The 24,163-nt window shown below is 51.3% G+C and carries 14 protein-coding genes; 7 read left to right on the top strand and 7 right to left on the bottom strand.

Translation table 11 applies throughout. From position 1 onward, the window contains the following. Window positions 1–29 precede the first annotated feature (29 nt). From mnmH to MNO13_RS18615, 6 genes are all read right to left on the bottom strand, one after another. Window positions 30–1,127: a tRNA 2-selenouridine(34) synthase MnmH gene (gene mnmH / locus MNO13_RS18640; RefSeq protein WP_241939130.1), complete on the bottom strand. Its 1,098-nt coding sequence runs from the start codon at window positions 1,125–1,127 to the stop codon at window positions 30–32. A gap of 122 nt (window positions 1,128–1,249) precedes the next feature. Then, window positions 1,250–2,314, bottom strand: a complete 1,065-nt coding sequence (gene purK / locus MNO13_RS18635) for a 5-(carboxyamino)imidazole ribonucleotide synthase (protein WP_064548977.1) — start codon at window positions 2,312–2,314, stop codon at window positions 1,250–1,252. Then, entirely contained in the window at window positions 2,311–2,820 is a 510-nt protein-coding gene (purE, locus tag MNO13_RS18630; RefSeq protein WP_232886149.1) for a 5-(carboxyamino)imidazole ribonucleotide mutase, read from the bottom strand. The genes purK and purE overlap by 4 nt, the downstream gene beginning before the upstream one ends. Before the next feature lie 207 nt (window positions 2,821–3,027). Then, complete coding sequence (locus MNO13_RS18625; RefSeq protein WP_241939129.1) at window positions 3,028–4,155, bottom strand: glycosyltransferase WbsX family protein; 1,128 nt, start codon at window positions 4,153–4,155, stop codon at window positions 3,028–3,030. Window positions 4,156–4,176: 21 nt separating this feature from the next. Further along, a complete protein-coding gene (locus tag MNO13_RS18620; RefSeq protein ID WP_241939128.1) occupies window positions 4,177–5,439 on the bottom strand; it encodes an MFS transporter in 1,263 nt (420 codons plus the stop codon). 387 nt (window positions 5,440–5,826) lie between these two features. Next, window positions 5,827–6,357, bottom strand: a complete 531-nt coding sequence (locus MNO13_RS18615) for a hypothetical protein (protein WP_241939127.1) — start codon at window positions 6,355–6,357, stop codon at window positions 5,827–5,829. A gap of 421 nt (window positions 6,358–6,778) precedes the next feature. On the opposite strand from MNO13_RS18615, the gene MNO13_RS18610 reads away from it, so the two are divergent. The 7 genes from MNO13_RS18610 to MNO13_RS18580 all read left to right on the top strand — a co-directional run bounded on the left by MNO13_RS18610 (window position 6,779) and on the right by MNO13_RS18580 (window position 23,795). Further along, a complete protein-coding gene (locus MNO13_RS18610) occupies window positions 6,779–7,351 on the top strand; it encodes a hypothetical protein (RefSeq protein ID WP_241939126.1) in 573 nt (190 codons plus the stop codon). Between the two features lie 90 nt (window positions 7,352–7,441). Further along, a complete protein-coding gene (locus MNO13_RS18605) occupies window positions 7,442–7,615 on the top strand; it encodes a hypothetical protein (protein WP_166642060.1) in 174 nt (57 codons plus the stop codon). Between the two features lie 470 nt (window positions 7,616–8,085). Next, on the top strand, window positions 8,086–17,601 hold the full coding sequence (locus MNO13_RS18600; RefSeq protein WP_241939125.1) for an autotransporter-associated beta strand repeat-containing protein: 9,516 nt from the start codon (window positions 8,086–8,088) through the stop codon (window positions 17,599–17,601). Window positions 17,602–17,674: 73 nt separating this feature from the next. Continuing rightward, window positions 17,675–18,856, top strand: a complete 1,182-nt coding sequence (locus MNO13_RS18595) for an OmpP1/FadL family transporter (protein WP_232886138.1) — start codon at window positions 17,675–17,677, stop codon at window positions 18,854–18,856. Window positions 18,857–19,160: 304 nt separating this feature from the next. After that, window positions 19,161–21,140, top strand: a complete 1,980-nt coding sequence (locus MNO13_RS18590; RefSeq protein WP_232886137.1) for an alkyl/aryl-sulfatase — start codon at window positions 19,161–19,163, stop codon at window positions 21,138–21,140. A 51-nt stretch (window positions 21,141–21,191) separates the two neighbouring features. Next, the gene (locus tag MNO13_RS18585; RefSeq protein ID WP_064548958.1) at window positions 21,192–21,983 is read left to right on the top strand and encodes a hypothetical protein; all 792 of its coding nucleotides are present in this window, start codon (window positions 21,192–21,194) and stop codon (window positions 21,981–21,983) included. A 204-nt stretch (window positions 21,984–22,187) separates the two neighbouring features. Continuing rightward, a complete protein-coding gene (locus tag MNO13_RS18580; RefSeq protein WP_241939124.1) occupies window positions 22,188–23,795 on the top strand; it encodes a mechanosensitive ion channel family protein in 1,608 nt (535 codons plus the stop codon). Window positions 23,796–23,803: 8 nt separating this feature from the next. Here MNO13_RS18580 and MNO13_RS18575 read toward each other — a convergent pair whose 3' ends face one another. Beyond that, on the bottom strand, window positions 23,804–24,058 hold the full coding sequence (locus tag MNO13_RS18575) for a membrane-associated sensor domain-containing protein (RefSeq protein WP_241939123.1): 255 nt from the start codon (window positions 24,056–24,058) through the stop codon (window positions 23,804–23,806). Between the last annotated feature and the right edge of the window lie 105 nt (window positions 24,059–24,163).

The raw sequence follows: 24,163 nt of genomic DNA, 5'->3' as shown, positions 1-24,163 counted from the left end.
ATGTTGTGTTTGGCATTAGCCTGTTTGATTTAAATATTGTTGTTAAGCCAGGCTTCTACCTGCTGATAGTCACCACGAAACACAATATTGTCGGCTTTTTTGCTGAGCTGGTAGCGGTACATCGGGTCGTAATACTCTTCGAGCAGCGGCGAAAGCCAGGCCAGATGCCCCTCCACCGAACCGGTTTTTCGTTGCAATTCTAGCGCGTCATCCAGCAGTGCGCTGAACTGCGCAAAACGTTCCATCCCTAAACGGCGGCGAATGGCAAACAGGCCGTGATGCAGATATTCGCCGTAGTTAAGCCATGCGGTTTCTTCATAGCTCACCGACAAAAATGCTTCGCTCATTTGCAGGAAATATTCGGTTTTTAGACGCTCTAAACGCTGCTCGAAGGGATCTTCAATCACCACAATCGGTGAGCGTTGCATCTGCTCTCTGAAACACTCCGGGATGTGGCGCGAGCCAATCATTCGGCCTTCATCTTCGACAACCCACGTCACTTCCGCGCCATCACTTTTTTTGAGTAACGTCACTGCGAGGCTATTTTCGAAATTGGTTTGCGAAGGTTGTTCGACAATGGTGCGGCCAAATGACGAACCACGATGGTGTGCCAGCCCTTCAAGATCGACGCCGGTTGGCAGCGAACGGATAAGGATCGTTTTGCCGCCGCCAGTGTTGCCACTGACCAGCACCATCGGCCAGCGCGAGCGGGATTCAATCACGCCCATCGCATAATGGCGCAGCGCTTTATAACCACCTTCAACCAGCGGATAGTCGACACCCGCTTCATGCAACCACTGTTGAACCAGGTGGGAACGCAGGCCGCCTCTGGCACAACACAGGTATCCTTGTGGGTTTTGGCGGCATTGTTCCAGCCACTTCTCTAAACGGGCTTCGCGGATATCGCCATGCACCAGACTGTGGCCCAATTCAATCGCGGCTTGTTGACCGTGTTGCTTGTAACAAGTGCCTACCGCGACACGTTCGTCGTCTGACATCAACGGTAAATTTACTGCGGCAGGCATTGTTCCCTGAGCGAATTCAACCGGCGCACGCACGTCGATAAGCGGAATATCGGCGCGCAGCAGATGTTCATAATGTTGAGTATTGGGACGAGCGTTTTGCATGGATAACCTTAAAGCGAGTGAGGCCAGAAACGCTGGGGATTGTGCGCTTTTGCATGCAAAAAAGAAAGGAAGGGGCTGGAATGGCAGGGCGGGTAAGCGATTAACGCTACCCGCCGCTGTGATTAGAGTTTGCTCTGCGCCCAGGCAATCCCGCTGGCGTATTCCACGGGTAACAACGGCACCAGCGCTTCAAGCGTTGCACCCAGTCTGTCGTTATCGCTGTCATTGAGATTGAGATGGCCGACTTTACGACCTTCACGCACGTCTTTGTCGTACCAGTGTAAATGCACCAACGGCAGTTTCAGCCAGTCGTAATTTAAATCGGTACCGATAAGGTTGATCATTACTGACGGTGAATTAACGACAGGTTGCGGCAACGGCAGATCAACAATGGCGCGCAGATGCAGCTCAAACTGGCTGATAGATGCGCCGTTTTGTGTCCAGTGGCCGCTGTTGTGCACGCGCGGTGCCAGTTCGTTAATCAGCAACCCGGCAGGCGTGACGAAGCACTCCATCGCCATCACGCCGACATAGTTCAGCTCATGCAGAATTGCCGAAAGCATCGCTTCCGCTTGCTGCTGTTGCTCAATGTTTGCCTGCGGGAAAACTACGCTGGTGCGCAGAATACCGTCCTGATGCAGGTTGTGAGTTAGCGGATAAAACACCGTGCTGCCATCATGCCCGCGTGCGCCAACCAGTGAAACTTCGCCGGAAAAGTTAATGCCTTGCTCAACGATACACTCGCCGTAGCACTCATCGGGCAATTGGCTGGTTTCATCGCTGCGCAAACGCCACTGTCCGCGTCCGTCGTAACCGCCAACGCGACGCTTCACAATCGCCAGTTCGCCAAGGTTGTGGAACACGTCAGCCCATTGGTCGCGGCTGGAAAGCAACTGCCACGGCGCGGTCGCCAGTTCGAGTTTATCGAACAGCTGTTTTTGCGTCAGGCGGTCGGCAATAATCGGGAAAACATCGCGGTTCACAAACGCATTGTGGCGCGCCAGTTCGCGGGTGAGGGCGGTTTCAGGCCAGCGCTCAATTTCTGCGGTGATAACACTTTGCGCAAATGGTACGGCTTCAGGTTCAGCGTCAAGACCCACCGGATAAACCGCGATGCCCAGCGGTTCGCCCGCCTGGCGCAGCATTCTGCCTAACTGACCGTTACCCAACACGCAAACGCGTTTCATGCTTCACCCCGTGGGTCCGGGTTTTCCAGCACTTCGTCGGTCTGGCTTTGACGCCAGTCTGCCAGGCGCTGACTGAGACCTTTATCGTGCAGAGCGAGAATTTGCGCCGCCAGTAAAGCAGCGTTGGCCGCACCGGCTTTGCCGATTGCCAGCGTGCCGACCGGAATACCGCGTGGCATTTGTACAATAGAGTAGAGACTGTCGACGCCGCTTAAAGCCGCGCTCTGGACTGGCACACCCAGCACCGGAACCAGGGTTTTCGCCGCGATCATACCCGGTAAATGCGCCGCACCGCCTGCACCTGCAATAATCACCTGATAACCGTTGCTGCTCGCCTGTTCGGCAAAGCTGAAGAGTTTATCGGGAGTGCGGTGTGCGGAAACCACTTCAACGTGGTGTGGGACATCAAGGGCGGTGAGGATTTCTGCGGCAAACTGCATGGTGGCCCAGTCACTTTTGGAACCCATGACAATGGCGATACGCGCCGGGGTCTGGTTGGAGGACATGCGTCTCAAAACTCCTGTGGGTATGCAAACATCACCGAACGTGGCTCGGTCGGTCAGAAGGGCTCAGAGAATAGCATGAACATGCAGCAAGGAAAACGGTTGCGTGGCGATTGTTAATGCCAGATTGTCCTGTTTCCTGACATGATAAAAGTGAGAACGATGCGGAGATAAAATTCCGCACCGGGAAGCGCCTCTGGATACATTACTTTAGCCAAATACTTTTTTGCCGGCTGCTAAGTAGCTAAAACCATTAACGGTGTCTGGCTCGAGATAGCTCCCTTCCGTCCATTCGTTCCACGCGTTGATCGTACAAACGGGAAATACCGATTTTTCTGTATCCATAAAGTTCTTAACGTCCTGCAGCGCCTTTTCGAATTCCGCAGGGGAATTATCCGTATACACCGGGAACCAGGGATAGCCAATGTCATCGAAGCAGTCGGTTTGCACCGTTCTGGGGGAAGAATCCCAGCCCACTGTTACGTTGGGGATATAAGGGAGCGCGTGTTGGCTGCTCAAGCGTGCATGTTCGTCTTTGGCGCATTCGCGGATCTCGCTGTAGGGGCAATCAGGAAAATGACCCGGTGTAATATGATGAACCCACACGTAGCTGGTCACGCTGTCAATTCCCAGATACTCAATCACCTTATCAGGATCGGTAAGCGTATTTTCGGTTGGTAAGGTTTCTATACCCCATACCACGGCATTGAGATGCAATTCGCCCAGCCCGCGCGCGCGAATTTTTGCTCGAAAATCCTCCAGCACTCTTTTGGTATTGCTCAGTCCACCCAGGCCTTTAACCAGGCTCATCATCTCGTAAATCGAAAAATAAAATTTCCCGTCTATCTTCCAGTAAGAAGGATGAGTGAAATAGCGTTCAATAATATGCTCGGTTGCTTCTATAAATACCCGCTCGGAGACAGCCCCCGTGAGGCGGGTAGGGTAAGGCTGATAACGGGTAGCCGGATGAATCTCCAGCCAGTCATGGTTGGCCCACATAATGGCAAATTTAACATCACTATTGTTGGCGGCGTTTAAATAGCCTTCGTCAAGACAGCGTTCAAGAAATGGCCCCTCCTGGTGCCAGTACCAGTCAAAGATAAAGGCAGAGATCCCGTGCCCGGCGGCTGCGTTAATTTTCTTTTCCATAACCACCGGGTCAGCTTCATCTTCATAACCCCATAGCGGCACTTTAGGTTGCATATGGCCGACAAACCGTGGCGTAGCATTTTTCACCAGTTCCCATTCGGTCCAACCTTTGCCGTGCCATTGCTCTACTTTGGGATCACAGTGGAAATTTGGGAAATAATATGCAGCCACTTCATATTTTCTTTGCATTATCGTCAGTCCTTTTACGTATTAATGATGGTTTTGAATAATATCTGCCTCGGAATTAAACTCATTGCGCTGGTTGCCATGAAAGCAGAGCCAACCGATAACCATACCGACGCCGGCCATACATGAGAGGACGGTATATAAAAAAGTTGTTCCCATTTCGAGTAATAAGGGGGTCACAAATGCCAGTAGCCCGCAGGTCAGCCTGGATACCGCAACGATGATGCCCTGCGCCGTTGAGCGTAACATCGTGGGAAATGATTCCTGCGACCATACTTTCATAATGCCTTCAAATGCCAGCCCGGCCCCTGTGCTGGTAAATAACATGGCGCAGAACCAGGAGAAGGGTGCAAAGTTAAATAAAACCGGCATGACAAACCCTGCGGTATAGAAAAATGCGCCAACAATAAATCCGGTCATTCTTTTGGGTGTATCAACCAGTTTCATAAAGGCAACCCCAGAGACAATACATACCGGAAGCATTAATAAGCTCCAAAATGAGTGGGTTTCAATCGGTATACCGACGATATTAACGGCAATATATGCACCAAATTGCCCACTGGTGTTAGCCGCCAGGTTAGTCAACATATAGAAAAGACAAAGTGCGATAAACGGAGTGAGATATTTTCTGTTAAATAAATCTTTGAATGAGGCTGTTTGGGCGCGAATCGTTTTTACTCCGCAGAGACGTTCATGGTGTGCGGCCAACCATAGGGGAGATTCAGGGATAAGCGAGCGCAGAATTAATAATGCGATACCAGTAATTCCAATATGGAAGTAAAGAATTTGCGCGCCTAAAATGCCCCAACTGCCTACTACTGAAGCGATGGCCATTGATACGCTTACGCCGCCAGCCCACAAAAGATTAGACAGTCCAATAATTTTACCGCGATTTTTATCCGTTGCCGCCTCCGAGATGGTCGCCAGAGAAACCGGTAAATCTGCACCTGTCGCCAGACCCAATAAAAGGGTGCCGAGAAGTAAGAGGGGAAATGTTCGACCGAATGCCATTAGCAATGCGCCAACGACAATCATTGCCATTGTGGTGATGAATACTTTTTTTCTGCCGAACATGTCGCCCAGACGGCCACCGAAAAAAGCCCCCAGGGCAATACAGAGTGTTAATACACCGGAGAAAATACCGATTTGCCCTGCTGTGACGCCAATCGTTTTTGAATAGATAACCAGAGCGGTTCCGCTTGATACAATCGCGGCCGAGTCGATATAGGATGCCATCCCTGATACAGTGCCAATATACCAGGGATTAGTCTGTTTAATGATGGACATAAATTATTACTCCATGTAATAGATTGTTTTATAAAGATCCTAATTTATGGTTCAATTAATGCCTCCTTAGTTATGGTTTCTGGTTGTTGATTATGGGTTGGTAATGCATGAATATAACCATCCCGTTTATAACGTTAAATTAAAGAACCGTCCTTCTGTTGAGTGCCATCATTAACCAAATAGGGATAAATGTGGCGAAATATAAAATATCGACGAGCTCAGTATCACATAAATGCCAGGGAGCCAGGTGCACCATGGTTTTTTTTTGAACTAATATTGACGATGCTGATCGGTAATATATTCCGCTATTTTGGTCAGTTATTTAAGGGGGGGATAAGGCAGATACACCAGCGATACCTGTCACCAGGTACCGCCCCTTAGCGTTGTTTAATGAATGCCCGGCACGGCCTCACCCTCTATCATTGCCAGCCCTGTCGTGGTGCGGATAAAACGCGGCGCTTTCAAATCCTCTGCCAGCATGCTCAGTAATTCAAATAATAATTCGCTGATGTGTTCCTGCTGATCCAGCGTGATCTGTTGGTTCAGTAACACCATGGTTAATGCGGAACAATATTCACAGGTTGTCTCTGAATCTGTTGAAAGTGGACTGTGATATTCATCGTAATTATTGTCATTCACCGTTAATTGCTCAATAAGATGTTTTGGCAACGGTGATTTTAAAACCACTTTCAGTACATTCAACCCCGCCAGTAAACGCCCGCATAACGCCATATATTCAGCGTGATTATTAACTTCGATTAACTCATCAGCATAACGTTGGCAAATATCCACAACGTGGAATAAATCATGCGTGGCACTCAACGGTATTTTTAATAAAGCTGCGATGTTCCCCGCAATAACGGATTGAGCAGCAGTGATTTCAGGGCGAGCGAATGTGTTACTATTGGCAACAGCCATAGCGTTACTCCTTATAAGTTAACGTTTGTGGTTAGCCCTCTTTTGGTGTTCGTGCACCATTCGGGGGCGAATCTTTTTACCTCTCTACCTTCTGCTAAAAGTACTGGATAAGTCAACAGTAAAACCTTGCTTAATTATTGGAAACTGAAAGTCTTCGGCGCAAATCACTATATAGTGAAAATTGAATTTTGGAATTGCAGGGGATATTAAACCAGGTGTTCGGGCTGCTTTTAGCGATCAGCAGACGTTCGTAATTGAGTCACCATGAATCTTGCTAACATGCCGTGTGTCAATCAACTGGGAACAGGTCACGTCAGCCCTCTAAAACCACGTATAGCGGGGGGGCAGGTCAGAATAACTCGCCTACTTTCACACCTGAACGATATATTAGCCATGGGATAGAAGAAAAGGACGACATGAAGTGAGCTTCCTATCTACTCAGCAAATACATGATCATTGCCTGGCAACAACACAAGAAGCTATTGAAATACTTGGATGGACTAATATCTCAGTAGGCGTTTTGAGCGACGAAGAGAGACGCCAGCTTGAAGACGCAAATTTACAAAGCCCCTTGGACTGGCGATGGGCGATGCAGACCTATAGCGGTAACTCTGAAGACGGAATACTGGATATAACTTTAAAGCTGATCGACCGTGATGAGCCGGAACAGCTTCATGCGGTTATCATTTGTAAATACGACTGGCGCCGTGAGCAATTCTCAATTTGCATGTTAGAAAACTTCATTTCAGATGAAGATACCGACCTAACAGGCAACGTATTGATCATCGCACTTATTTACGCGACTACCTTCTGCCAGATCGCGGAGCTTGACGACGTCTATATTCAAGATCCTACTGAATATGCACAACCGCGTTATAGGAGCTACGGATTTGCCCAGGTATGGGATGACCACAGTAAGATGTCTGCAGATGTGCGCGACATCCTCAATACCATACGATTGAAAGTGAATGGCATTGACCCAGATGAAGAATGACAATCTCAATCAGCAGTCGATGGGCTGTTTGTTTAATGAACGCATTTGTTATAAAATTATCCATAAGATCTATAGCCAAAGAGGTTAAACATGATCAAACAACATAGAAAAATCACTTCTGATAAAGCTATGGCTGGTGCAAGACGCTCTCTCGACTTCTGGGCTTCCATCGACGGCAACAAACTTGCCAAAGTTGGTCAGAAGGAAAAAGACATGGATATGGTCGGGCCGAAGAAAGGTGTAAAGCCAGTAAGCCTCGGATAATATTCATCATCCCTATCAAAAAGTAAGGCTCCTTCAATGGGAGCCTTATTCATCATAACGGTTTCCCGTAACCAAGTTCGCTCTTCTCTTTGCTGAGCTGCTGCATAGCGTATGTGACCTGCCCCCAGCACGTAGGGTCGTTAGCCCGACTATACAAACCTAAAAATGCTAGAGCTGGCAATGCCTGTTTTTGGCACGCAGCGGACCAGCCAGCTGCCTGTCAGGTCCGCTGTGAGCGATGAGCAGACGTAACCATCATACCGTTGCAATAATAAACAGAGCTCATCATGAGTTTCTTCACTGAACCTGCACATTATATAAAAGCATCCGTTAAATAAGACTTATTTACTCTTTCGCCATCTCAAAACTCAACCTTGTACTAATGTTACTCAAAGTGTTTCGACAAGTGTTTCTTGTTGTTTATTTGTGTCAACGCGCTATTTCATTATGCGGCCTTGCAGAGATGACTTATGAATAATATTTATCGTTTGGTATGGAGCCATGTGGCGAACAGTTTTATTGCCGTTGCAGAAACATCCCGAACAGGGAAAAAAGGATCGAAGACCGGGCGTGGAGGCCGAAAATTATTAACTACTGCGCTGATTGTTGCCGGTGTTTATGGCCCGACAGCCAGCGCTGTTGATGTGACGTGGAGCGCGGCTTATCCAAACTACCTGTTTCTACCGGTTTACGATGCGGTTAAAGAGACGGGTTACGCGTTTACCATTGATGGTCAGCCACTGGCAAATCATTACGCCCCAGGCACCGAACTGAATATTACTGGCGCGATACCCAACATTGCCACGGGGACGAACGGCAGCAGTACGGGGGTCACGGTACTGAATGCGCTTCCTGACTCCGGTGGAACCGGGACGGGGACCGATCCAAACCGCATCATCACTATCGAAGCCACGGATTCAACCGGGGCTGCTACGCCAATAACAGCGGCAAACATTGATCAGTACACGTATTCGCCTTCTCCGGCCAGACCTCAGGAAAGCCAGGAACTGAACGTCGAAGTGCCAGGTCTTGACGGCAGTTATCAGGTCATCAGCATTTATGATTCCTCGACGTTTATTGCTGCCGATGACACGGCCGTCAGCGACATGCTGTTGCCTGTTTACGACCCAAACTCGATTCGTATCTTTAATAATTTCGGGATCGCGTCGGTGGCGGCAACCGGCGGGCAGGCCAATATCAATGTAGGTTCAAGCGATGCGAACACGCCGATTGCAGCAGCTGCAAATACCATCGACCTGTTGACTAAAAATTCTGTACTGGCAAAAGCGGACGGCAGCGGGAGTGCGACCAGCCGTACCGAATGGCGTTCTGATAACTTTATCCATTTCCGCCCGGCGATCGTGCTCTCATCTGATACCCAAAATCTTGAAGCGCAAAGTGCGAAATACGATTTCACCATCACGCTGCCCCACTACGAGCAGGTCGGGAATAAGGCCCTGCTATTGGGGAATAAAGACTTCGTTATTCATTCATCCACTGACATTGCAGATGTTAATGATTTCCTGACAGGCCAGGGGGCTTATGCTGGAAAACCGCAGATCCAGTACTGGCTGACGGCGGGTGCAACAGTAAATGGTGAGGTGATTGACTCCTCTGTTGAAGCGCAAAACACCTACGACGCGATTATTAGCGGCATGTTGGCACAAGAGGAAAATACCAGTATCAACCTGACCTACCATGTCTGGGATGACAAAGGAGTACACAACAACAACGCCACGGTTTCAACCGGGGATTTAAACGTTATATATGCCACAGGTGCGAATGCGTCTGGTTTGGTCACCAGCGACGGGAGCCTGGCGGTTGACGGGGCATCGGCGGTGATGCGCGCGGACAATGATGCCATCATCACAAACGACGGGGCGATCAACGCCTGGCGCAGCAGCGGCAGTAGCCCAGACTCTGTTGGTATGCTGACGACGGACGCCACGGCCATCAACAATGGCACGCTCAACGCGGGTCTGTTTATTGAAAAGGATGGCAGCAACCAGAACGTTTCTAATGCGGGCAGCACAGGCATGCAGGGCAGCGGTAACAGTACGCTGACCAACAACGGTCATATCAATGCGGCGATTACTGACTCCACCACCAACGGTGCCGTGGGCATTCGCGCGTCAGGCACCACCACGGTTTCGAATACGTTAGCAGGTACCATCGCACTGGTTGGCAACAGTAATAATCAGTTCGGCAAAGCCGGCGGTTACGGCGTCTGGCTTGATCAAAGCGCCACATTCAATAATGCCGGTAATATCTACCTTGGCGTCAATCCTGTCTTAAATTCCACCGCGCCAATACCTGTTCCGATGACCGGTGGCGATCTGTCGGCGGGGATTCGCACGCAAAGCACCGGCGCGGTGAACAACACCGGTACGATAACCATTGCTGAAAATACCCGTAATGCCGCCGGGATCTCCATCGAAGGGGCGTCAGGGGCGGTAACTAACTCCGGCACGATCAATGTATTAGGTAAACTGACTAACGGTTCGGCTGCAGCAAACTATGGTTTAAACGTGGTTGACAATGTCGGCACCGTGACGCACAGCGGCCTTATCAAGGTGGACGGTGATAACAACATTGCCATCAACGTGCTGGCGCAAGACGCGGGGGCGGAAGTTACCACCACAACAGGCAGCGCGATTACTGTCGGGAAAGCGGGGGATACCGGCGGTAGCGACGGCCAACCCTACACCTACCGTAACTATGCGGTTTATGCGGAAGGGCTAAACACCCAACACGCCCAGGTTAACCTGAATTCTACCATTCGCTTGTTATCTGCCGGGGCGATTGGTGTACATGCGCGTGGCGATGCGCGCATCGATATTGATTCAGCTTCGACGCTTTCTTTCGAAAACGTCAAACAGATGGGTTACTACGCCTGGGGTAATAAGGCGCAGATTAATCTCGGCAATGCGAATATCAATGATAACGGCCAGGCCGATTCTATTTTGTTTGCTGTGGATCACGGGGCGACTTTTGCCGGTAATAGCGGTGCTGCAGCGGGATATCAACTGACGGTATCAGGTAACAATGGAACCGGGATTATTGCCAATGGCGTCGATGAAACGACCGGAACTAAAACCTCACTCACCACCGGAACCGCACAGATATTCGTCAATGGCGAAAAAGCGGTTGGGGTAAAAGTGACTGGCGGGGCAGTCGGCAATATTAGTGACGGCGGTATTGTCCTGCAGCATGACAACACCACCGCTGTCCTGATTGATGGACGTAATTACAATATCGACGGCACCATTGATTCCGATGAAGTGCAGACTGACGTGACATCCAATGCCTCGATTACCAGCAGCCCAGGACAAAGTGGCATTGTTGGCTACAACGTGGCTCATGCGGGTGTGCTCAATCTCAGCGGCCCTGGCATTTCATTAAATGGCACCAACAGTACCGGGATCATTCTGCATGACAACGGTACCGCAACGGTCGGTGCGCCGGTGAATGTTTCTGGCACCAATAATATTGGTGTCGATATTCAAAATAATGGCGTGCTGACGAATAACGGCATTATTAGCGTCAGCGGTGCCGCGAATAGCGGCAACGTCGGGGTTCGTGTGGGTGGAGCGAATGCGGTGGTTAACCGCCTCGGCACAGTAAATGCCTCAGGCGGTTTAGCGGCAGTCCAGCTCATTGGAGCAGGCGCGAATTTAACGGTTAACGGTACAGGCAACCAGATTACGGCCTCTGGTGGAGCCGATGGTGTAAGAATGGATGCCGGTGCCACCTCCTTTAACGCCTCGGATACGGTTATCGACATTTCCGACAGCGGCGCGGGGATTAATAACAACGCCGATACCTCCAACATCAATCTTAGTAACGTCACGATTAACGCCTCCGATGGCCCGGCGATTCGCACTGCCGTCACCTTTAGCGCTGCAGGCACCAGTAACACATTAAATGTTTCCGGAAATGGCGAAGGTTTTGCTTTCATGAAGGCCGATGGTTCGGTTACCACGGGCGATCTCACTATCGGCAGCGGCTACACCATAAATGGCAACGGGGCGGGGAGCGTCGGCATTCTGGCGAGAACCTCCAACAATGTCAGTTCTGGCGCGGTTATCAACATGGCCGCCAATGCGGGTTCCGCGATTGTGGCAACCGATGGTTTGAGCGGTAGCAGTCGTACCATCACCAACTCGGGAGTTATCACCAGCCTCGGGGCGGGTGCACCAGTGATTAATGCTTCGGGCAGCGGCAATACCACGGTGAATAACAGTGGCACCTTGTTGGCTGCGAATGCCACGGCGCAGGCTATTTTGACCGGAACAGGCAATGATAATGTGGCGTTAAGCGGGACGACGGCCAACACTCTCGGTGAAATTGTGCTGGGTAGCGGCAGCGATCGGTTCAGCTGGACGGCAGGTGATTACACTGGTGGCGTGACATTCACGGGTGCTGACGGCAACGACCGCGCCACGCTGGGTGATGTGTCGATGGCGGACGTGACGCATATTCTCAGTGAAGGCGGCACCAATAATACGTTGACTCTTAATGGTACGAATGAGGGGGCAACGCCTGCATTACTGGGATCCTTTAGCGCGGACGACCTGGCGAAAGGCACCAATATTGGGTCGGGCTGGAGCACGCTGACCTTAGATAGCTTAAATGGCGTTCCGACTGATGCACGCGTGGTGGATAATTTAACGCTCTCTGGTGTGCAAGCGATCAATATCAACAATGGTGCCACGCTGCGTAGCGGCGACAGCGCCCCGACTGCGGGCGAGGCCACCATCCATAACTACAACGTCGCCACCTCGGGGGCGACAAGCTTGCTGTCATTCGATGGGGCGGGCGACCAAGTCTACAGTGGCGTGATCAGCGGCACCGGCGGCATGGAGCGCATCAATAGCGGTAATACTATTCTGCTGGGCGATAACACCTACACCGGGAATACTTTGATAGGCGCAGGATCGGAGCTGACTCTCGGCGATGGTAATACAACCGGCAAACTATCAGAGCAAACCAACATTACTGATAACGGTATCCTGACGGTTAACCACTCTGATGCAGTGGCGATCAATGGTGTTATTTCAGGAAGTGGTGCGTTCCGCCAGATTGGTAGCGGCGTCACTCGCCTCGGTGGCAATAACAGCTATGCGGGAAGCACTACCGTTGAGCAGGGTACCTTGCTGATTAACGGTGTGCAGAGCGGAACAGGGCTGACCACCGTCAAGAGCGGCACTACGCTTGGCGGTTACGGCACCATCGGCGGTGATGTGCTGTTCGAGAGCGGGACCACATTGCGCCCCGGTGATGACAGCCGTGGCAATCGCACCGGGACGCTGACCGTTCAGGGCGATCTGACACTTGCCAGTGACACCAACAGCCAGTTCCAGTTGGGGGAAGTTTATACACCGGGTGGCTCACTCAATGACCTGGTGGATGTGAAAGGTGACTTAATACTTGATGGTTCACTCAATGTGGCGCTGACCGCAGGCGGAGCCTTCCTGCCGGGTGTGTATCGCCTGTTTAACTATGGCGGTTCGCTCACCGACAACACCATGGATATCGCGTCGCTGCCACCCAACGACGCCAGTAATTACGCCATCCAGACCAACATCGACAAGGAAGTTAACCTCGCGCTTAACTTTATTGACCCGACAAATCAGTTGCAGTTCTGGGATGGTGACCTTGATGTGATCCCTGGCAACCACGGGGATGGTACGACAGGCAATGGCAGAGTTGACGGTGGCTTCGGTTACTGGACCAGCCTGATTTCAGGCGTCAGCAACAACTGGACGCAAGTTGATGGGGTCGGTAATGCGCCGTGGGCGCAGGATGCTTTCGCTGTCTTCCAGGGGCAAGGTGACGTGGTACGGGTCAGCAATGCCTTTGGTGACGTGCTCACTTCCGGGATGCAGTTCGCCAGTAATGGCTACATCCTGAATGCCGACCCTGCACGCCCGGATTCGCAACTGTTCTTTGATGCGACTAACCCGCCGGGTAATTTCCCGCCGGATAACAGCTACGAAGCGCAAGGCGCGACCCATGCCGACAGCTATTTTGCGATTCGTGTGGGGAATGGTGCGGCGGGAGCCGACATCACGACGCTTATCAACGTCAACCTGGTGCAGAACGATTTGTCCGCTGGCAATATCCGTTTGCTGAAAACCGATCCAGGTCGCCTGATTTTAACCGGCAATAATGTGTTTACCGGTGGCGTGGAAGTCTGGAACGGCACGCTGAATATCACCAACGACAACGCGCTTGGTGCGACCAGTAACTCAGTGTTGTTGAAAAATGGCGCCACCTTCCAGGCGGGGGCCGATCTCACGACATCACGCTTATTCTTTGTCGATGGCGTTGCGGGCGCTGCGCTGGATGTATTCGGCCATACCTTTACCCCAACAGGCGTGATTGGCGGTGATGGTCCGCTGACTATTAAAGATAGCTCCACGGGCACCAATAATGGCGTGCTTGAGTTGGGCACCGCGAATACCTATCAGGGCGACACCACGATTATCGGCAAAAATGGTACCGGGCAACTGACCGTTAATGCGAATACCAGTGGGGCATTAGGTGCGTCAGATAGCCTGGTTTCATTAAGCTCTCTGGCGCTGTTAAATCTCAATAACGCCGCTTCGGGTGAAACGCACGTCTTTGCCGTCGACAACGCATCACTGGCGTTCCACGACAACGCCGGAGCCGGGCAAAGCACTATCAATCTGACTAACGGCGGTAACGCGACTTTCAGCGATACGAGCCAGGGTGATAATGCGAATGTGTCGGTTGATGCCAGTTCCCTGCTTGCGCTCAACGGCAGTGCCGATGCGGGTTCATCGACGGTCAATAACAGCGGACGTGTGACCTTTGCTGACAACGCTCAGGGCGCAGGCGCGGTGATTTCTAACCTCGTGGGCGGCCTGGTGGATATCAGTTCTGCGCTGTCGGGCACCTCGATAGGTTCATTATCAGGTGCAGGTAACGTGATGCTGGGTGCGGCAACTCTGGTTGAAGGCGCCTTAGGGCGCAACGACGCCATCAGCGGCATTATCAGCGGTGACGGAAATCTGGTGAAAACCGGAAGCGGAACGCTAAACCTCACCGCCGCCAACACCTGGACCGGAACCACCGATGCACAGCAAGGCGTATTACTGATTAACGGTAATCAAGTGGCGGCAACCGGGCAAACCACGGTAAATAGCGGTGCAACACTTGGCGGTGCGGGCCTGCTCGGTGGCAGCGTGGTGATAGACAACGGCGGGCACCTGGCGGCTGGGCAGGATCTGTCAAGTGTCGGTGTGCTGACGATGGGCGCGCTAACCCTTAATCAGGATTCGCAAGTCGATTTCCAGTTTGGCCAGCCTTACACCGTCGGCGGCACGCTTAACGATCTTGTCAACATTAATGGCGACCTCAATCTTAACGGCAAACTGAATATCACCCAGACACCGGGCGGCAGTTTTGATGTCGGGATCTATCGCGTCTTTAATTATTCCGGTGCGTTAACCAACAACATTCTCGATATTGGCACCGCGCCTGCGGCGGCAGACGATCTCTACGTTCAGACCTCTATCGCAGGCCAGGTGAACCTCGTCAACCGCAGTGGTTATGTCATGCGCTTCTGGGACGGTTTCGGCGGTACGGGCGGGGCGTTGAAAAATAACGACCAGATCGATGGCGGCAACGGTATCTGGCAAAACAGCAGCGGCAATGACAACTGGACCACGGATGTCACCGATCCTGAAGGGCGCTTTAATACACCGTTCAGCAATGGTTCCTTTGCCGTATTTGGTGGTACCGCCGGTAATGTGACTATCGACACCAGCCTCGGTGAAGTGGCGATCAGTGGCGCGCAGTTTGCCACTGACGGTTATGTCATCGGCGGGAATAATCTAACCACCCATACCGCTAATACAATTATTCGCGTCGGTGATGGTACGGCACCGAGTGCGGGTTATACCGCCACCATCAACTCGGTTATTGACGGTGAAGGCGGAATTAATAAAGCCGATCTCGGCACCTTGATTCTGAACGGCAATAACCAATACCAGGGCGGCACGCAGGTTAGCGGCGGGATACTGCAAGTTTCTGCGGATAATAATCTCGGTGCAGCGGGAACCGGAATTGGCCTGAGTGGCGGCACGTTGCGCTATGGCGCGGCGTTTGATACTGCCCGCCAGGTGACGCTTTCGGGCGTCGGTGGGGCAATTGACACCAACGGTCATGCGGTTTCGCTGTTAACGGCGGTTACCGGCAATGGCGATTTCACCAAACTGGGCGAAGGCGCGTTGACGCTCACAAAAGACAGCACATTCAACGGGCAAACCACCATCAGCAAAGGCACATTGCAGTTGGGGAACGGGGGGACGGCGGGCAACATCGGCGGGAATATTGTCGATAACGCGACCCTTGCGATTAACCGCAGCGATACGTTGACGCTTAACGGGAATATTTCCGGCAACGGACAGGTCTGGCAGCAGGGCAGCGGCACCACCATTCTCAATGGCAACAATAGCTGGAGCGGAATTACGCTGGTGGAAAAAGGCACCTTGCTGGCTTCAGGTGAGAATCGCTTTAGCCAGCCATCCAGCCATATTGTGAGCCGAGGTGCGTTACTGGATACCGGTGGCTACAGCCAGTCGGTCGCCAATCTGGTGAACCAGGGCACCATTAATTTGCGTGGCGGTGATGTCGGATCAACCCTGACGGTCAACGGTGATTACGTCGGCCTGAACGGTACGTTGAACATTGCTGCCCAGCAACATAGCCCAGGTGTCGCTGACCGTCTGGTGATAAATGGCGGCAGTGCTACTGGCCTGACGAACCTGAATATTGATGTTAGCCAACTCGGCGAACCGACCACCGGTGACGGCATTATGGTGGTTGAAGCCATTAATGGGGCGACCACCACCGCTCAGACCACCAAAGATGCCTTTACCATTGGCGATGGCGTGCTTACCGCGGGCGCATGGCAATACCAGCTATTTGCTGGTAACGCGCAAGGGGCGGGTGAAGACTGGTTCTTACGCGCCGGTTATCGTCCTGATGTACCGGGCTTCGATACGCTGGCCGCGATTATCCGCCAGGCCGATTTAGCGGTTCTTGGGACACTTCACCAGCGTGTGGGCGATGAACAACCCTGGCGTGCGGATGTTGCGGCCGATCAGGAAAGCCGTTTTTGGGCACGTTACATCGTCAAATCGGTCGACCAAAAACACGACGATCCAACCGGCTCGCAAAGCAGTTCCAACTTCAACGGGATGCAGATGGGGTTGGACCTGTGGCAAAACGATAAATGGCGTGCAGGTTTGTACACCACCTTTATGGATATCGACAGCTCGATCAATGGTGATACCGGGATGAGCGGCGGGGCCGCCTACAACTCGACCTTCTCCTCATACCTGGGGGGTTACGCCACATGGACTGACACCGACGGTTTGTACGTCGATAACGTCCTGCAGTACGGTTATCACTCTGTCGATTTGAAGAACTTGAGCAGTCATGAATCGTACAGCCCGGACGGTAGCTCGGTGGTGGCGTCGGTTGAAGTCGGAAAACCGTGGCAATTAGGCGATAGCAACTGGCAGCTCGAACCGCAGGCGCAACTTATTTATCAGTACAGTAATTTTGATGATGTCACACTTGCCGATCGGTCGAAAACCAAAGTTTCGGTGGACGCTGACGGTTCTGTGATTGGCCGCCTTGGGGTCCGTCTGACTGCCGATTACGACACCGACTATGGCAAAGTTAAGCCTTATGTTCGCGCAAACTACTGGCAGGAACTGTCTGACGGCCAGGACAGCGTGACGTATCGCAATACGGCCAACCAGGCCGGTGCGACGGAAATCAACGCCAACCAGCGCTTCCAGGCAACTGAAGTGGCTCTCGGTACGACATGGGCGGTAACCACCGATGTGCAGGCCTATACCGAGGTGGGCAAAAGCTGGGATAACGGTGGCGACACGTCCGTATCCTCTGATATTTCAGCGTCTGTTGGGATGAAAATTCGCTTCTGATGATACTGCGGCTCGCTTCGAGCCGCAGGCTATCCCAGGCCTTTTAGCGGTTATTTTAAGAAACAGGTGGCACATGAAAAAGAGCATCGTGGCGTGTTCAGGACTGCTGTTAGCCTCATTTTCTCATGCGAGTGGCCTTTATTTTTATGAGATGGGTACAGAAGATACGGCACTGGCCGGTGCCGGGCAGGCTGCACGCGCTCAGGATGCTTCTACCATTGTTACCAATCCGGCGGGTATGACCCGTCTACCGGATCATATGTTCACCGGTGGTCTACAGGTCATGGGGGGAGATATCAATTATCAGTTAGATAACGCCAGACAGAGCCCGGGGAATGTCATGAATCTTTTCCCTAATGCCAGTAGCTTCTATAGCCAAAAAGTCAGTGAAGATGTGTACGCGGGCATTGGTCTGTATGGAAACTATGGTCTGGGGATAGATTTTGGCGACTGGGCTGGAGACCGGTTAATCAAAAAGAGCACCATGGTTGCCATGACCCTGAGCCCCTCTCTGGCCTGGAAACTGAGCGATCGTGTTTCCATCGGGGGGTCAGTCAATGCCAACTATGGCTTCTTGTCGCTGACGCGCAACGTTGAGGGGGATGATAAAACGCAAAAAGACCACGACTGGGCGATGAGCTATCGTCTCGGTTTGTTGATGGATCTGACTGACCAAACCCGCGCGGGGATAACCTGGAACAGTAAAACCGATTACGACTTTAATATTGATGCTCAGGCGCGGTTCCCCAAACTGCCAAATGTCGATTTCACCTTACCCATCGGTGCGCAAGTCCGGGCGCCACAGCAAATCATGCTAAGCCTGGTACACGATATCGATAAACAGTGGTCTGTGATGGGCGATCTTGGCTGGCAGGACTGGAGCCAGTTTGGTGCGCCACAGATTACCGTGGCAGGCGAGGCGATCGACAAAACCAGCCGCCTTAAAGATACCTGGCATACCGCATTGGGTGTGCAATACCGTCCAGCTGAAGAGTGGCGTCTCAATGCCGGCGTGGCATTTGATAGTACTGTATACAAAGATCAGAGTGATGCGGCATTAACCCTGCCAACTGGCGACGAATGGCGTTTTGCCACCGGTGCGCAGTACCAACTGAGCCAGGCAAGCAATATTGGTATAGCAGTGGAATATCTGCATATGCAGTCTTCAAAAATCCAGTCTCCGGCGGTTTTGGCGGGCAATTACGATAATCCTTATCTGTGGTTTACCAGCGTCAATTACAGTTATCAGTTCTGATTGTTGAAAGGCCATTATCAGTATTTTATGGATACTGGCTGACGATATGAGTCATGTCTGCTTCTGGTTACGCGATGCTGTCCTCATGCAACCAGCAAACGACTCTTCTCCAGACAACTTCGAACCAGCAAAAGTTAAATTATTAATATTTTGTATTCCAATATGGCGAAATGTAACTCTTTGGTTATATTTAAAAACGATAATACTCCATGAACATTATTGTTATTTGATTCAATGAATTATTACTCGATGTAACTACTCGGATAATCTGAGTGGTTTGAGGGAATACATATGAGGAAAAGAAATGAGACTTAAATTAATAGTCAAAAGTCTTGCACTGGCAGGGCTGCTTTCATCCACAGCACTGACTCCGTTATTTGCACAGGAAGTTCCCAAAGAGGCAACGGCTTCAACAAAACAAGCTAACGACGCACTCTATAACCAACTTCCTTTCTCTGATAACACTGATTTTACCAACGCGCATAAAGGCTTTATCGCCGCAATCCCCACTGATGTCATAAAAGGTGCGCAGGGTAATGTGGTCTGGGATCCTCAGAAATATGCCTTTATTAAAGAAGGTGATAAATCGCCGGATAGTGTCAACCCTAGCCTGTGGCGTCAGTCTCAACTAATCAATATCAGCGGCCTTTTTGAAGTGACCGAGGGTGTATACCAGATCCGTAATCTCGACTTATCCAATATGACCATTATTGAGGGTAAAGAGGGTATTACCGTTGTTGATCCACTGGTTTCTGCTGAAACAGCAAAAGTTGGCATGGATTTGTACTTCAAAAATCGTGGCAATAAACCGGTTGTCGCGGTGATTTACACCCACAGTCACGTTGACCATTACGGTGGTGTGCGCGGGGTTGTTGACGAAGCTGATGTTAAATCAGGCAAAGTGAAGATTTACGCCCCGGCGGGCTTTATGGACGAAGCCGTGTCCGAGAACATTATGGCAGGGAACGTCATGAGCCGCCGCGCCAGTTACATGTACGGCAACCTGCTGAAGCCTGATGCTAAAGGCCAGGTGGGTGCGGGTCTGGGTACCACGACTTCTGCCGGGACGGTAACATTAATCGCTCCGACTAACTACATCACTAAAACCGGACAGAAAGAAACGATTGACGGCCTGACCTACGATTTCATGATGGCGCCAGGCTCTGAAGCACCGTCCGAAATGCTGTGGTACATCGAAGAGAAAAAACTCATCGAAGCCGCGGAAGATGTGACCCATACCCTGCACAACACCTATTCACTGCGCGGAGCGAAGATTCGAGACCCGCTGGCATGGTCGAAATATATCAACGATGCCATTAACCGCTGGGGTGATAAGGCCGAAATCATTATGGCTCAACACCACTGGCCAACGTGGGGCAATGAAAACGTCATTAACCTGATGAAAGGTCAGCGTGATATGTACCGCTATATCAACGACCAGACCTTACGTCTTGCTAACACCGGCCTGACACGTGATGAAATTGCTGCCAACTTTAAACTTCCAGACGGCCTGGCAAAAACCTGGGCAAGTCGTGGCTATTACGGTTCGGTGAGTCACGATGTTAAAGCGACCTACGTGCTGTACCTCGGCTGGTTCGATGGCAACCCGGCAACACTCGATGAATTGCCACCAGAAGAAGCTGCAAAGAAATTTGTAGAGTACATGGGCGGTGCCGATAACATCCTGCAAAAAGCGAAAACGGATTACGAACAGGGTAACTACCGTTGGGTTGCGCAGGTTGTCAGTAAAGTCGTATTTGCCGATCCAAATAACGAGGCGGCACGTAATCTGGAAGCAGACGCACTGGAACAACTGGGATACCAGGCTGAATCAGGCCCATGGCGTAACTTCTACCTGACCGGCGCGCAGGAGCTGCGCAATGGCGTTCAGAAACTGCCTACACCAAATACCGCAAGTCCGGATACGGTGAAAGCCATGTCACCTGAGATGTTCTTCGACTACCTCGGTGTGCATATCAACGGTGAAAAAGCGGCAAACGCCAAAGCGGTATTTAATATCGATCTCGGCAGCGACGGCGGTAAGTACAAGCTGGAGCTGGAAAATGGCGTACTGAACCATACTGCAGGTGCGGAAGCGAAAGACGCGGATGCGACCATTGCGCTTAACCGTGAAACGCTCAATAAAATCATCCTGAAAGAAGAAACCCTGAAGCAGGCTGAAGATAAAGGCGAAGTGAAAGTAACCGGTAACGGTGCGAAGCTCGATGAGATGCTGGGCTACATGGACAAGTTTGAGTTCTGGTTCAACATCGTTACACCATAAATAACTCCCCTGCGGCGTCACGGCTGCAGGGGATTTACTTCAGGTAATCCTATGCGTCTTTCATACTCGATTTTGCCTTCACTTTTATGCCTTGCCTCATCTTATGCCTATGCTGTTGAAGAGCATTCCCCGGATGCGGCGCAGGCAAACAACCCTCTGGCGAATATGACTGCATTTAATATGCAGAACTATTACATCGGGGATGTCAGCGGTACGGATCAGGATGCCAATCAGTTCTGGTTCCGTTATGCGCAGCCTTTTTCATTGGGTGACAGCAAATGGCTGTTGCGTGGTTCACTACCGATTAATACCTATCCTGTTGCGCCGACCGGGGGTCATAAAACAGGTTTAGGTGACCTGAACTTATTTGCGTCATGGCTTATTGATACCGGCAATCCGGCAGTGAGTTTTGGGTTCGGTCCACAAATCACGGCGCCGACGGCTACTGAAGATGCTCTGGGAACAGAAAAATGGTCTGCGGGTCTGGTCAACGTGCTCTTCGATGCCAGTTCGCCAAAATTCCAGTACGGTTATCTGGCCTCATGGCAGCATAGCTTTGCCGGAGAAGACAACCGCAGCGACGTGAATCTCGGTACTTTCCAGCCATTTTTATTCTATCAGTTGGGTGGCGGCACTTACCTGCGAGCGGCACCTATCTGGGTCTACAACTTCCAGAATGACAGTTACAGTGTGCCGATGGGGTTAGGGGTTGGACAGGTTATCAAGCAGGATAAAACCGTTTACAACTTCTTTGTGGAGCCTCAGGGTTCGGTTGCAGACCACGGCCCAGGACAGCCGCGCTGGCAGATTTTCTTCGGGTTAAACCTTCAGTTCCTGGATTAATCCGTTTGTGGGACATGCTTGTCAACGATTTACATTACCGCAGCCCTTCGGGTGGCGTTAACTCGTTCATGTGTGCTAGCTCTAACTGGACGATCCCGATACACGCTTTCTGATTACGTATACTTGGCAATTTTAAAAGGATGGTTTGACGGTTGCCTTACGGACTGATTACCACCAGGCAGTAACGGATTTTCGGGAGGAAGGATGAGCAAAGCTTTAATGGGTCTATGCATTTGTCTGTTGCTATTCACTTTACAAGACGCAATCAGTGCTGAGCCACGTCAGGCACCTTCCCCGCAGGAACAGGCGCGTACCTTGTCTCTGCTTAATCAACCCGTTGTGATGCTACAGGCAAAATTTGGGCTTACCACGCCAGAAGAACGGGTTAAGCGTATCGTTACGATCTTGCGCTCGCTCAATGATAATGATCTGGCCCAACCGGTTGTGACTCATAATGTAACGCGATACCGACAGCCTGCCGTGCTTTTTTCTGTCAACGGCAAACCCTTTATGTTACTGGCTCAGGGAGACCTTGATGAAGGGGATGACCTGACGCTTGCGGAGTCGGCGGAACGCGTCAGGTTGCGTCTCGATACGCTTCGTCTCTCATTGTCTGAACAGTACTCTTCGCGTTACCTCTTATCCTCCTCGGTAAAAAGTCTGGCTGGGGCACTGGTGATAGTCGCATTGATTTGGTTTTCCCTGCGATCCTATGCCTGGCTAAAACGGGTATATACCGTGCGGCGCGCTCAGCGGAAAAGTATCATTCCTGGCGAGCTTCGCGCGTTTCTCGGTCCGATTGAGGTGCGGCTGTATGCTGTTGTTCTTACCACCACCATCCTCGTAGCATTTTACATCTGGGTAAGCTGGGTATTGCGGCTGTTTCCCTGGACGCGGATTTGGGGCATGGAGCTGGGAAGTTATGCGATAGGGCTATTGCAACTGATGGGGCTGGCGGCACTTTCCGCTCTACCGGGTCTGGTCATTGTTATCGTAATTTTTATCATCACAGCGCTGGTAACGCGTTTGTTGAGACTGGTGTTAAGGCGAGTCGAAACCGGACAATTACATCTGCCGGGGTTACATCCGGATACGGTTGGCGTGACCCGCAAGCTTATCAGCGTAGTCATCTGGTTATTCGCTTTGTCAGCGGCATATCCATTTCTGCCGGGCGCTAATTCACTCGCCTTCAAAGGGATAAGCGTTTTCTTCGGCCTGATGCTGACGCTGGGATCTGCTGGATTGATGAACCATGCCATGAGCGGGCTGGTTCTGACCTATTCCCGTGCACTGCGTAAAGGTGAAGTCATCAGAATTGCAGATCATGAGGGGGTTGTCAGTGAGGTGGGCATGCTGGCAACTAAAATTCTGACACGAGAGAACTACGAGGTGACGGTTCCCAACGCGGTGGTCGTTAGCGGCAGAATAGTTAACTTAAGTGCAACGCTCAAAGGCGAAGGTGTCAACATGACGACCAGTGTCACCATTGGTTATGACACGCCGTGGCGGCAGGTTGAAGCTATGCTGGAACTTGCCGCAAGCCGTACACCTGGAATTAACCGCGACATTCCTCCGTTGGTGCGGCAGTTGGCGCTGCAGGACTGGTATGTGGCGTATGAGCTTCAGGTTCGGCTTAAGGCGGGTGAGTCACTGGCTGGTGTCAGAAGTACTCTACATGGCCATATACAGGATGTGTTTAATGAATTCGGCGTGCAGATCATGTCACCTAATTTCATCAGCCAGCCCGATCAGCCGGTACTCGTGACCAAGTCGAACTGGTTTGCCCCTCCAGCAGGAGAAAAAGAAAAATAAGATGCCGATCAGCCGTGTTTCCACATCAAGCTGATAGTCATCAGCATTGCCATACAAAGAGGTGTGAAGCTGGCAGGGAGACGATAGATGAAAAGTACCAACAGAAGCGACAAAGCAATAATACCGCCCGTAATTTCGTCTATAAACGGCAATATTTCCAGGTGTGCGCCGATCGAGCGGTCAAAGTTACTGATGAGAACATTGCGGAACAAAATGATCAGCGCAAAACTGACATTCACAAATGTGAACCACGGGATACTCACTGATAGCGCCTGTCTGGCCATATCACTATGGTTCTGCTACAGTGTATTCAAAGGAGGTGACGCGGCCTGACGTATTTTCCCTGTTTTTTATCACATAATCACGGC

The sequence above is a fragment of the Buttiauxella ferragutiae genome (assembly GCF_022637515.1).
In the GTDB taxonomy this organism is placed as follows: Bacteria; Pseudomonadota; Gammaproteobacteria; order Enterobacterales; family Enterobacteriaceae; genus Buttiauxella; species Buttiauxella ferragutiae.
This window is presented reverse-complemented; position numbering and strand designations above follow the sequence as displayed.

Bases quoted from the DNA above. Each gene is read 5' to 3' on its own strand.
- mnmH (WP_241939130.1), bottom strand. From the start codon at position 1,127: ATGCAAAACGCTCGTCCCAATACTCAACATTATGAACATCTGCTGCGC.
- purK (WP_064548977.1), bottom strand. From the start codon at position 2,314: ATGAAACGCGTTTGCGTGTTGGGTAACGGTCAGTTAGGCAGAATGCTG.
- purE (WP_232886149.1), bottom strand. From the start codon at position 2,820: ATGTCCTCCAACCAGACCCCGGCGCGTATCGCCATTGTCATGGGTTCC.
- MNO13_RS18625 (WP_241939129.1), bottom strand. From the start codon at position 4,155: ATGCAAAGAAAATATGAAGTGGCTGCATATTATTTCCCAAATTTCCAC.
- MNO13_RS18620 (WP_241939128.1), bottom strand. From the start codon at position 5,439: ATGTCCATCATTAAACAGACTAATCCCTGGTATATTGGCACTGTATCA.
- MNO13_RS18615 (WP_241939127.1), bottom strand. From the start codon at position 6,357: ATGGCTGTTGCCAATAGTAACACATTCGCTCGCCCTGAAATCACTGCT.
- MNO13_RS18605 (WP_166642060.1), top strand. From the start codon at position 7,442: ATGATCAAACAACATAGAAAAATCACTTCTGATAAAGCTATGGCTGGT.
- MNO13_RS18600 (WP_241939125.1), top strand. From the start codon at position 8,086: ATGAATAATATTTATCGTTTGGTATGGAGCCATGTGGCGAACAGTTTT.
- MNO13_RS18595 (WP_232886138.1), top strand. From the start codon at position 17,675: ATGAAAAAGAGCATCGTGGCGTGTTCAGGACTGCTGTTAGCCTCATTT.
- MNO13_RS18590 (WP_232886137.1), top strand. From the start codon at position 19,161: ATGAGACTTAAATTAATAGTCAAAAGTCTTGCACTGGCAGGGCTGCTT.
- MNO13_RS18585 (WP_064548958.1), top strand. From the start codon at position 21,192: ATGCGTCTTTCATACTCGATTTTGCCTTCACTTTTATGCCTTGCCTCA.
- MNO13_RS18580 (WP_241939124.1), top strand. From the start codon at position 22,188: ATGAGCAAAGCTTTAATGGGTCTATGCATTTGTCTGTTGCTATTCACT.